General features: G+C 32.4%; 13 protein-coding genes. 9 read left to right on the forward strand and 4 right to left on the reverse strand.

Going from position 1 to position 10,703, the window contains the following annotated elements:
* A partial coding sequence (locus K5Q12_RS06880; protein ID WP_246570529.1) for a transposase occupies positions 1 to 269 on the reverse strand: 269 nt, incomplete at its 3' end.
* Positions 270 to 525: 256 nt separating this feature from the next.
* Entirely contained in the window at positions 526 to 1,530 is a 1,005-nt protein-coding gene (locus K5Q12_RS06885; protein WP_220743056.1) for a hypothetical protein, read from the reverse strand.
* A gap of 462 nt (positions 1,531 to 1,992) precedes the next feature.
* On the opposite strand from K5Q12_RS06885, the gene K5Q12_RS06890 reads away from it, so the two are divergent.
* Genes K5Q12_RS06890 through K5Q12_RS06900 form a run of 3 tightly spaced genes read left to right on the forward strand, consistent with a single transcriptional unit; the run spans position 1,993 to position 4,037 of the window.
* The gene (locus tag K5Q12_RS06890) at positions 1,993 to 2,733 is read left to right on the forward strand and encodes a class I SAM-dependent methyltransferase (RefSeq protein WP_220743058.1); all 741 of its coding nucleotides are present in this window, start codon (positions 1,993 to 1,995) and stop codon (positions 2,731 to 2,733) included.
* A gap of 1 nt (position 2,734) precedes the next feature.
* Positions 2,735 to 3,157 carry an NUDIX domain-containing protein gene (locus tag K5Q12_RS06895; protein WP_220743060.1) on the forward strand — a complete coding sequence of 141 codons (423 nt, stop codon included), beginning with the start codon at positions 2,735 to 2,737 and terminating at the stop codon, positions 3,155 to 3,157.
* Complete coding sequence (locus tag K5Q12_RS06900; protein ID WP_220743063.1) at positions 3,150 to 4,037, forward strand: DMT family transporter; 888 nt, start codon at positions 3,150 to 3,152, stop codon at positions 4,035 to 4,037. Before K5Q12_RS06895 ends, K5Q12_RS06900 begins: the two co-directional genes overlap by 8 nt.
* A gap of 59 nt (positions 4,038 to 4,096) precedes the next feature.
* Here K5Q12_RS06900 and K5Q12_RS06905 read toward each other — a convergent pair whose 3' ends face one another.
* Entirely contained in the window at positions 4,097 to 4,654 is a 558-nt protein-coding gene (locus K5Q12_RS06905; RefSeq protein WP_220743065.1) for a recombinase family protein, read from the reverse strand.
* Between the two features lie 97 nt (positions 4,655 to 4,751).
* The gene (locus K5Q12_RS06910; protein WP_220743068.1) at positions 4,752 to 5,687 is read right to left on the reverse strand and encodes a DMT family transporter; all 936 of its coding nucleotides are present in this window, start codon (positions 5,685 to 5,687) and stop codon (positions 4,752 to 4,754) included.
* Positions 5,688 to 5,851: 164 nt separating this feature from the next.
* On the opposite strand from K5Q12_RS06910, the gene K5Q12_RS06915 reads away from it, so the two are divergent.
* The 6 genes from K5Q12_RS06915 (at position 5,852) to K5Q12_RS06940 (ending at position 10,268) form a co-directional block, all read left to right on the forward strand.
* Positions 5,852 to 6,739, forward strand: a complete 888-nt coding sequence (locus K5Q12_RS06915; protein ID WP_220743070.1) for a LysR family transcriptional regulator — start codon at positions 5,852 to 5,854, stop codon at positions 6,737 to 6,739.
* 183 nt (positions 6,740 to 6,922) lie between these two features.
* Complete coding sequence (locus K5Q12_RS06920; RefSeq protein ID WP_220743072.1) at positions 6,923 to 7,513, forward strand: site-specific integrase; 591 nt, start codon at positions 6,923 to 6,925, stop codon at positions 7,511 to 7,513.
* A 91-nt stretch (positions 7,514 to 7,604) separates the two neighbouring features.
* Entirely contained in the window at positions 7,605 to 8,213 is a 609-nt protein-coding gene (locus K5Q12_RS06925; protein WP_220743074.1) for a helix-turn-helix domain-containing protein, read from the forward strand.
* A 112-nt stretch (positions 8,214 to 8,325) separates the two neighbouring features.
* Positions 8,326 to 8,586, forward strand: a complete 261-nt coding sequence (locus K5Q12_RS06930; protein ID WP_220743076.1) for a transposase — start codon at positions 8,326 to 8,328, stop codon at positions 8,584 to 8,586.
* Positions 8,587 to 8,612: 26 nt separating this feature from the next.
* Positions 8,613 to 9,449 (forward strand): IS3 family transposase, encoded by an 837-nt coding sequence (locus K5Q12_RS06935; RefSeq protein ID WP_281418959.1) that lies wholly within the window; start codon positions 8,613 to 8,615, stop codon positions 9,447 to 9,449.
* A 348-nt stretch (positions 9,450 to 9,797) separates the two neighbouring features.
* Entirely contained in the window at positions 9,798 to 10,268 is a 471-nt protein-coding gene (locus K5Q12_RS06940) for a hypothetical protein (RefSeq protein WP_220743081.1), read from the forward strand.
* The last annotated feature ends 435 nt before the right edge of the window (positions 10,269 to 10,703 follow it).

Raw genomic sequence — 10,703 nt, forward strand, 5'->3', positions numbered from 1 at the left:
GCAGCAATACGACGATAGCCATAAAATTTAAAGGTTTTCCAAACGTCTAAAATATAAGGTTTCAGGGATTCTCTACGCTTTTCTAATCGCTTGACATCTTTTAACGTCTTTGACTGACCATGAATCATGACTGGGGTAGCTTGCTTGACCCAAATAGCAATAGAATCTTTTGAAGGTCCAAATTCTTCTGCTAATGATTTGAGTGAACGGCCTTCTTGGTGAAGTTTAACCAGTGAATCTTTAAAATCTTGTGAATAACGAATTGACATAAAAATAGTCCATTTTTTTAGTATAAGAGCAAACTATTATTGTCTTTAAAATGTATGGTGAAGTATTTGGAAAAATAGTAGATAAATCAGAATGTAAATTGGCGCTGATGTCCATAATCATGTTGGAAGTAATTATTAATTAAAGTGCTAAAATCTTGATCCATAGCATTTCTCTTTTCATTTTTATATTATTTAATTACACGAACATTTGTTCTTATAATCAAATTTTTAAAAATATTGTATACTTTATATATTTTTAATGCTGTTCTTCAAGAAATTCTCTTAATCCTAATATATGTTCAATTAAAAGTACTACTTTAGCAAAGTCAGAAACCGTATATTTTGTATAGTCAAAAGAGCCGTGCGCTACTGAATTTCTTGTTAATGATGTATCTTCTTTTGAATTTTCTAGGGGATAATATTTGGTACTTAATATATTTATCGCCATTGATGATTGATATAAATACAATAAATCTTTTTGCGTATGACTCTTTTGTTGATCTGTTTTTTCTTTCAAATCGCCAACTGTTTTTCTATTTACAAAATTAAAATTTTTTATATATCCGCTAAGGCGTTCTTTAATAATGCAGTCTATAATTGAAAAAATGGTTGGTAACATAACTTTGTAATTGGAGTAATCTTTTTTTAGAGAGTCAATAATATTTTCCAATAATTCACGTGCGTTATCAGGTAAGTTTTCTTGATACAAACAAGTATTTAATGTCAATAACAACAAGCCACTACCACCAGTTAAGTTATTCTCCATGTATTTATTAGCATCTTCTGGACTATTAATGTTATCTAAGTTATCTATATCTAATTGGTCAGGTACTAACCACCCATTTTCGTGAAAATACTCAAATTTTTGATTAAGCCTAACAAGTACTTCTTTCAGTTTTGCTTGTCGTTTTTTGCTTTGTTCAGCTAATTCTCTTAATTTGCTATAATAATCATTCTCAAAATATTTTTGAAAAACTGATGTCTGAAAATTTTTCAAAATACTATTTCTCATGTCTAATGACGATTGCAATCCCATTTTACTAGGCGTCAGTTGACCATTGTAAAAAGAAGAGGTTTTTTTTATTGCCTCCATTTGTTTTTTAGATTGTAATTCCATAAATGAGTGATTCTTATTGATTAATTTACTTATAGCACTATTGGGCGTTGAGCTTATATTTTTTCGTTTGACTTTAGCAATACTGCCATACGTTTGACTATTCAAAATTTTAATTCGGTTACCAAAACTCATTTGTAATGCCATAAAATCAATTTCTTTTCTTTATTAGTTTAAAAATAATTATACGCTTGATAAACAATAAAAAGGCATAACTTAACAGTTATGTCGCTTTTTTGTTAACCATATTTGTAGAGGCATAAAAAGTGATACAACTTATCATCTTAATAAAATATTTTGAGGTAAGAGTATATTTTGTGATAGGAATATGATATTCGCTATTCTGGCGATAATTCAAAGTATAAATTGTATTGGTAAAGAAAGGAGATTATTTTTAATTAACTTAATAACTTACGAACGAAATAGATAAATATATTGGTGGTTACATAATGTAAATTTAAATATAGAATTAGTAAAATACGAACTATAATGATTTATATTAAATAATCATATTTTTAAAAATAAGTACGTTAATAATATGAAATGGTATAATATTTTTATTGTGATTTTAATATCAATGAAGGTATAAAAATAATGGGGGGGGGAATTATGAGATATAAATTATCTACCAAGGAAAATTGGGATAACGTTTGGCAAAAGCATGATACTAAGGAATCATATAATTATTTTGACTCACGTATGGAAAGGGCTAGAGATAAAATAAGTACATTTATTGATCAGGGAATTACGTTCGAAAATGATGAACATGTTCTTGAGGCTGGTTGTGGTGATGGATCAATTATTTTTGAATTATTATCCCATTTTAATATTAAATGTGTTGGAATTGATTTTTCTGAGGTAGCTCAAAAAAGTACGCTGAAAAGAATGGCTAATTGTAATAAAATTTTTCAATATAATCTGGGCGATGTACACAAATTACCGTATAAGGATAATTCTTTCGACAAAGTTATATCTTTAGGTGTAATTGAGCATTTTCACGATAATCAAGTAATTATGAAAGAAATGCATCATGTGTTGAAACCCAATGGTGTAGTTATTTTAATGACTCCAAATCGAAATTCTTTTGGGCGCATTGATCGTCTCTTTAAAGAAACATTAAAAAAATGGAAATTTGGCTATCAAACGGAATATACGACACAACAGTTAAAAAGTTTGTCTCAAAAGACTGGATTTAGTATCGTAAAATCTTTTGTTTCATTACGCCGTTCAAAACCTAACGATTCTATTTCATTTAAAATTATTTCTAGAGTAGATCAATTTTTTAATATCTTCTTCAAAAATGTGGGATTTTACAGCTACGTTTTAATTACTAAAATAGAGGAGAAATAATATGAATACTACACCAGTGATTTTTAACACAATTCCAAAACAGTTTGATTCAATACTAATTCTACAATTCGTAGAGAATAAATTGGTATTTGTTCGTAATAAAAAAAGAAAATGGGAACTAACAGGCGGGAAAAAGGAGCCTGGAGAAACAGCTTTAGAAACTGTGATACGTGAATCCTATGAAGAATCTGGAGCTAAGATAGATCCTTCTTCGCTTAAAATAATTGGTTACTATCGACTATCTTCAGGACATACAACATTAATTTCAACTGTTGATGTACTTGAATTTACTGATATTCCAGAATCATCAGAGACTGTAGAAAGAATTGTTTCAGACAAACCTTTGTCTCCAGAAATGCTGTCTTGGCAAGATAATGTATATTCAGATATTTTTAAAAAATTAAACTGGGGAATTTATGAGTAAACCAAAAAATAACGTCGGCGAAGCAAACATAAATAAAGGAATCTGGTTTAATCTTAGTTCTGTTGCAGTTATGTCATTGACTCCTGTGTTGAACAAAATATCTATGTCTACTTTGACGCCCTTACAGGCTGGTTTTTTAAATGCTATTTTCTCTGTTATTATAACTTATGCAGTCATTAAGTTTAAACGACAGACAATTCCCAACTTATTTAAAAATAAATTGGTTATGCTTTTAGGATTAACAAACGCGATTGGTATTTTGCTTCAATATGTCAGTGTCTCATTATTAGATCCAGTAAGTGTTGGACTATTTGGTAGATTTTATATTGTATTTGCATTATTGTTATCTATTATTATAATGCATGAAAAGTTGGCAAAATCAGATATTATGCCCATAATTCTAACGCTTTTTGGTACTATTTTAATTACAAATTTTCACGGATCTATTAATAGTTACTTTGGTATTTTATCGGCCATTTCCTATACATTTTTCTTTGCTTTAACAAATATGTTAGCTAAGAAGAACATTGAAAACGTTGAAACTAATATTTTACTTTTATATAATCAAGCGATTTCTGCAATAATAATAGGAATAATACTACTGTTCGCAAACCAGATTATTTTCAACTTTAATTCGGGTGTAATATCAATATTTGGTTCTGCGTTTGCCAGTGGGTTTCTTGGTCTGTATTTATTTTATGAAGGTCTAAAATATATTTCTTTCAGGAATGCAAATTTAATAAGAGCACTGAACCCAATTTTTGTTTTTATTTTCTCATTTCCTTTCTTTAAGGTGCCAATGACACCAAGTTTTATATTGGGAGGTTCGCTTATTATTATTTCAATTTTATGGCTAGGGATAGCCTCACGAAAAAATTAAAATTTGCTAGCTAAAAGTATTTTATATGTTGAAATACTTTCTATATTCGAAAAGTATTATTAATCAAACAAATGTTTAACATACTGTATGGTTCGGGGTGATAGGTTAAATGCTTCAGCAGTCACTTTAACAGTATGTGTTTTTGAATAATCAAAGATAGCTTGATTACGGCTATCTTTTTTTCTTTTAGGTCTGCCTTCCTTGTAGTTAGGATTATGTTGCTTAGCAAATACCTTTCCTGCCTGTGTACGCTCAATGATCATGTCACGTTCCATCTCCGCAACCGACAATAAGGTTCTAACAATCATACGACCCATAGGGGTGTTATCAATTGTTCCTAAGTTTAAAACTTTGATAACGATTTTTTCTTTTAATAGGGAGTCAATTAAATTTAGCGCTTCTCGCGTGTTACGGGCAAAACGGTCTAATTTTGTGACAATCAAAGTATCATTTGGTTCAACTAAATGAACTAACTTCTCAAATTGTGGACGAGTGGTCGTGGTTCCTGAATATTTTTCACTTATAATAATATCAGCACCAGCTTTTTTTAAAGTATCTTTTTGTTCATTTAAAGATTGTCCTGCTGTTGATACTCGTGCGTAACCATAGACTGTCATTTTTCACCTCATTAAATTGCATAGTATAAAGGCTATTATACCAAGGAGTATAAAAAGCGCAAAATACTTATAAGTATCTTGCGCTTTTTATTACATATTATTTTTCTCTTGCTAATTTAGTAGCGTAACGATTATAAATATTATTTCCCACTAGAGCACTAATGGTAATTAGACATCCTAAAATTTCAAAAGCAGAAACCTTATAACCATTTATTATTGTTATAATAAAGGAAGTGATGGGAACTAAATTCATAAACAATATACCATTTATTGGACCAATAATACGGTTACCCATGTTCCAAGCAAACACTGCAATAACGCCAGCTAGCGTAATCATATAAACAAGTGCATTTTGAACACCGGATACTTGTGAAAATGTGGGCACTTTTAACCATCCGAACATTGTAGATATTACTAATACAATAATAACTGAACATACACCTAAAATTGATGTTAAGGTTGAGTAGCGTAAAATTGACCATTCTGGGAAGTCAGCACCTCCGGCTGTATAAATTACCCAACATAGTGCACCAAGTAAAATGAATATTACTGCTAAAATGGTATTGTGCCCTGAAAGTAAAATACTAATATGACCTTTTGTTACCACCATAAAGACACCTACTGCAGCAATAATCATAGAAAATAAGGATACCATTGTGGGCTTTTTCCCACGATAAATCCAGCCTACTAGGACACCGAGTAATGGCTGAATAGCCATCATAACAGAAGCAATTATTGATCCAGACTGCCCTGCAATTTGCTGACCAAGAAAAACTAGAAAACTAAATCCTGCAAAGGCAGAAGTACCAAATAACCATAAGCGTATGATATGCCCTTCGGTTTTGAATGCTTTAATGCCTTCCACAAAAAATAAAATAATAGCAAAAATAACGGCAACACTTCCATACCTTAATAACGTGAAGTAAAATGGATCCATAATTTTAAGAGCTGGCGCCATTATAGGAAACATTCCACCCCACGATAATACAGAAATTAAACATAAAATTAAACCACCTAAATACTTTTTAGACATTTTTTCTCCTTTAAACTTCGCTGAGAAGTTCAGTATATTTGACCTTGCCAGACAAACTAATGTTAAAATATTAACATGACTACATTATGATAAGGAATATGCAGTTTATAATATGGGGTATAAATTATTTGAATACGTATCAATGTATGGGGGGGAATATTAAAATGATTAATAATTCATTTAACGTTGAATTACTATATGTTTTTGCTAAAGTTTGTGAATTAAAAAGTATAAACAAAAGTAGTATTCATTTGTCGATGACACAACCTGCCATAAGTAAAAAAATTAAACAATTAGAAAATTATTATGATAAAGAACTTTTTATCCGAACACCACAAGGTATGGAACTTACGCCAGTAGGTTATAATCTCTATAAAAAATCTAAACACTTTATTGCTGAATTTGAAAAAATGAATGTTGATATATTTGAGAATAAAATAAAGATCTCCGATATTAAATTAGGATCTTTAGATAGTATTTCATCCCATACATATTCTTCATTTTTTGTTGACTTTTTATCCGAACTAAAAACAATTACTATTACAAATAATATTTTTGATTTGATTTATCCTTTTAACGAGAAAAAATTAGATTTAATTTTAATAGATTCTGAATTTGAAAACAAAATTATTGGAAAGATAAGTAAAATACAACTATTTGAAGAGCCATATTACTTAGTTTATTCACAATGTAATAAAAGTATGGAAAAATTATCTGAATTTGCTATTATCAAGGCTACTCAACTAAATCAGTTGAGAATAATTATGTATCCTAAATACTGTCCTATTCATCAAAGAATAATTGAAATATATGAGCAACTAAACATTTCATTACCAGAAATTGTAGAAATTGATTATAGCGAATCAACTATAGCAATGGTTTCTAAATCTGAATTTGTTACTATTCTTCCTAAATCCCTAGCCATTAATAAAGTAACTCAAAATATTAATAAACTTACAATGAAACAATTAGGCAATGAATTCATTAGACATGTTTCCGTTTTTTCACATAATAAAGAGACATTAAATTTAGTACATAATCTCTTACAATGATTTTTGCATATCAAAGATTTATACAAAAAAAGGTATGACTTTTAACAAATAACCCCTTAAAAAACCTAATAAAACAGCCCCTAACAAATCAACTTGGTTTGTTAGGGGCTGCTTTTTAGCTTATAATTAAAATAACGCCTGTAACGGTTTGATTATAATGCTTAAAAAAGAGGTGACTAGGTGATGGTGCAACAAGTTGTTTTACCGATTAAAGATTCTAACGTGTTAACAAGTGTCCAAGAGACGCTTTTGGATAGTTTTCGCGCTGGCCGACGTAATTACACCATTTTTCAACTGGGTAAAGCGACTTTACTAAGGGTTAGTGATGTCATGCAGCTGAAAAAGTCTGATGTATTCACCGCAGATGGAACGATTAAGCAAAATACATTCATCCACGATCAAAAAACAGGTAAAGCCAACACTCTCTACCTCAAACCTGTTCACGCTGATTTACTGGCTTACTATGATTGGCTTCAGCAACACAATCTGATTTCTGAGTGGCTTTTCCCTTCAATTCAGCACTCAGAGCGTCATATTACCGAGAAACAGTTCTACAAGGTTATGGCTAAGGTTGGCGAACTCTTAGGGATTAACTATCTAGGCACCCATACCATGCGTAAAACAGGTGCTTATCGCGTCTACATGCAGTCCAACTATAATATTGGATTGGTCATGCAATTATTAAATCATTCTAGTGAAGCGATGACCTTAACTTATTTAGGTTTAGATCAAGCGAGCCGTGAAATGCTCTTAGACCAGATCAATTTTGGATAAAAAAGCTTTGTATCAACTACGCAAGAGAAAACTGCTTGCTATTTTTAGTGCTTTTTAGGATAGTAAAGGCATCAAGAAAGGAAGTAAAAAAATGAAATTTGGTGATCGCTTGAAAAAATCTCGTCTGGAGAAAGGATTAACTCAAGAACAAGTTGCACAAAAATTTTATGTGACTCGTCAAACTATTTCTAGTTGGGAAAATGAAATTTCTTATCCAGATATTATAAATTTGATTAAGTTGAGTGATTATTATCAAGTTTCGTTAGATACGCTTCTTAAGGAGGATAGAGGTATGCGTGAATATCTGGAAAAAAAAGAGGTTACAAAAAGTTTAAGGCCAGTATATAATATGCTGATGTTTACTGACTTATTATTAATAGTGTTGCTTATTAGTAATATTATGGACTTTATCAAACTGGGAATTTTATTTATTCCTACGTTATTCCTGGTATTATTTACGGTCTATGCTTTAAATCGATTAAAATCTTTTGATTCTTCAAGTTCGCTTGATCTAACGTATGAATGGCAGAAATATCTATCAGGATATAAGGGATTAAAATATGCACTTGTATTACCAACTTTTATTATATTGTCAGGATTAATTATATACGTACTAAAGGGTATGCTAGTAGGCGGGCCAATAGTTCTGGCCGGTTTAATTGTTTTAATTTCTATTGTGACTAAAAAAAGATGGCATTAATATATTAGATTTTATACAGGAATACAAACCTATTGAGTAATTGCTCTTATGCTAGATTTACGGACAGATTTTTTTCTGCCCTGTAAACTAATAGCATAGGAGTATTTTTAATATGATTCGATATAAAAAAGAATTTAAGCAGTCTTTGGTTGAGATGCACAACCAAGGCCGTTCATATACTGAGTTATCGGCTGAATACGGACCGTCGGTCGACTCAATCCGTAACTGGGTCAAGCTGTATACGGTCCACGAAGTGGACGGCGAAAAATGGACGCAAGCTGATATAAACGCATTACAAAAGGAAAACGACAAACTTCGCGAAGAACTTGAGATTTTAAAACGAGCCGCGGTGTTGCTTTCGAAGTACAACTAACGCAAAATCGCGAGTTAGGACTGGAAATCATTGACCGTTCGCTCGCAATGGGACACCGCATAACAAGCGTTTTATCAGCTTTGAACATAGCTCGAAGCACTTATTATCAATGGAAAAACTGGCAACCTAGTCAACAAGAAACGCGTCGCAACGCTCTAAAAACGGCAATCAAAGCTGTCTACAACACCAATCGTGGGATCTATGGCTACCGACGCATTGCCGCATTTTTACGGTTCATTTTGAACACTGAAGTTGGTGATCGTTTGGTTTGGGAGCTCATGAATGAGCTGAATCTCAAATCTCGCATGGTTAAGAAGTCATATAAAAAACCGACAACGACCACTGACACACCACAAAAGCCCAATCTCATGAAGAATTTGGATGATTTGAGTGGCGTTCTAACGACTGACATCACGTACATCCAGCTGATGAATAGAGACTGGGTTTACCTGGCGACGGTCTATGACCCAGAAAAACGCCGTGTTGTCTCATATGTACTGAGTTCAGAGATGACCAAAGAATTCGCAACATCTGTTGTCGTGAAGGCTCTAAGAGCCAACGGTAAACCAAAGATGATTCACAGCGACATGGGAAGCCAGTACACTTCAAGTCTGTTCGAAGGAACGTTGCAAAATGCTGGGATAGATCATTCTTACTCGCGTAATGGGCATCCTTACGACAACGCACGTATCGAGAGTTTTCATTCGCTCATCAAGCGTGAGCTGATTTATCACGAAGAATACAGAACCATTGATGATGTCAGGGCATCTGTCGAATGGTATGTGAACTGGTACAACAACGAACGTATTAATTCACGCACCAATGGAGTTCAAGCCGCCCAGACCAATGTCTGCTTTACTTAATCTGGGTTATCAGCACTAGCTGATGCACCAACGTTTATACGCCGTCACTTGTGAATTTCAAAAATTCGCCTTGTGAAGGCTTATTTGTTGCACGATACAACTTGTGAAATCCGGCCGGTTCACAATCTATACCACTCGTTTTCTCTCACCGGCAGGGCTGAGCCCTGTTCCATCAACCAAAACACCCAGAAATCATGCCGTTTTAGGCTGAAATCCGGGTGTTGAAAAAATTTCGGGGTACCGGCACCTCGCGGTGCCGAGAAAACCTGTCCATAATCTTGACATCAGCGCCAATAGTTTGATATGCTAACTATGTTTCAAAATAATTTACTAATTGGGAGGGGTATTTTGGATGCAGTAAATCAAGATAGATTCAATAAACAAATGTTATTTTTAAAAACAGCTAGTTTTGGAGAATACTTACGTAAGTGGTTATGGTTCTGTACTATTTTGCCGTTGCTTAGCTTTTTAATTAATTTTGATATTAATTTGATTGTATTGAATATTTTAAGAATGGTATTAGTTGGATTGATGGCTTTATGGACAATCTATTCTATGTATTTATTTTTTAAACCATTAGCTGCAACTAATACCCTATTTTTTTCTAAACTGAAGCTATTTGAAATGTATTTTTTTAATATGACAATGCTGTGGTTTCTTTTGAATATTAACTTAGATACAAATAAAAGTATAATTTGGAATATTATAATCAGCCTTGGGCTTGCAGTTTTCTTTGGTTTGATAATGTCTGCTATTATGGCTTCTTGTATGAATCAAAATATAAAAGTTTTTATTCAAAATAAAATACGTAGTAATTAGACATAAAAGGTATTTAAAAATTATTGGATTGACAGAATCCATCTTATACAAAGTGAAAAGCGCTATCCCAACTCGCTGTAGGGATAGCGCTTTTTTTGTTAGTAGTAACTTTGTGAATTTCGCTTTTTTTAATTGGTCTAGCTTGCTAAAACTTGGTTTAATCACGTTTTTGGTTTGTGAAATAAACAAAATTTTTGTTTGCTATTTTGTTTATTTATCAAAATTGCGATTTTGGTGGTTTCAACCCGCAATTTTTGTTTTTTGTTCTAAATGGCTTCATATCGGCGTTTGTTCCCCATATTGGGTTGACGCTTTCAGCGTTTTTACCGATTTGCCCTCCTGTTAGTAATACGGGGGGCAAATTTTTTTAGTGCCTAAATTTTAACAGCCTGTGCCAGTCGTGGGCACTCATGGTCAATCGTGCTGATCCACGAC

It is taken from the genome of Leuconostoc palmae, from assembly GCF_019656075.1.
Classification (GTDB): Bacteria; Bacillota; Bacilli; order Lactobacillales; family Lactobacillaceae; genus Leuconostoc; species Leuconostoc palmae.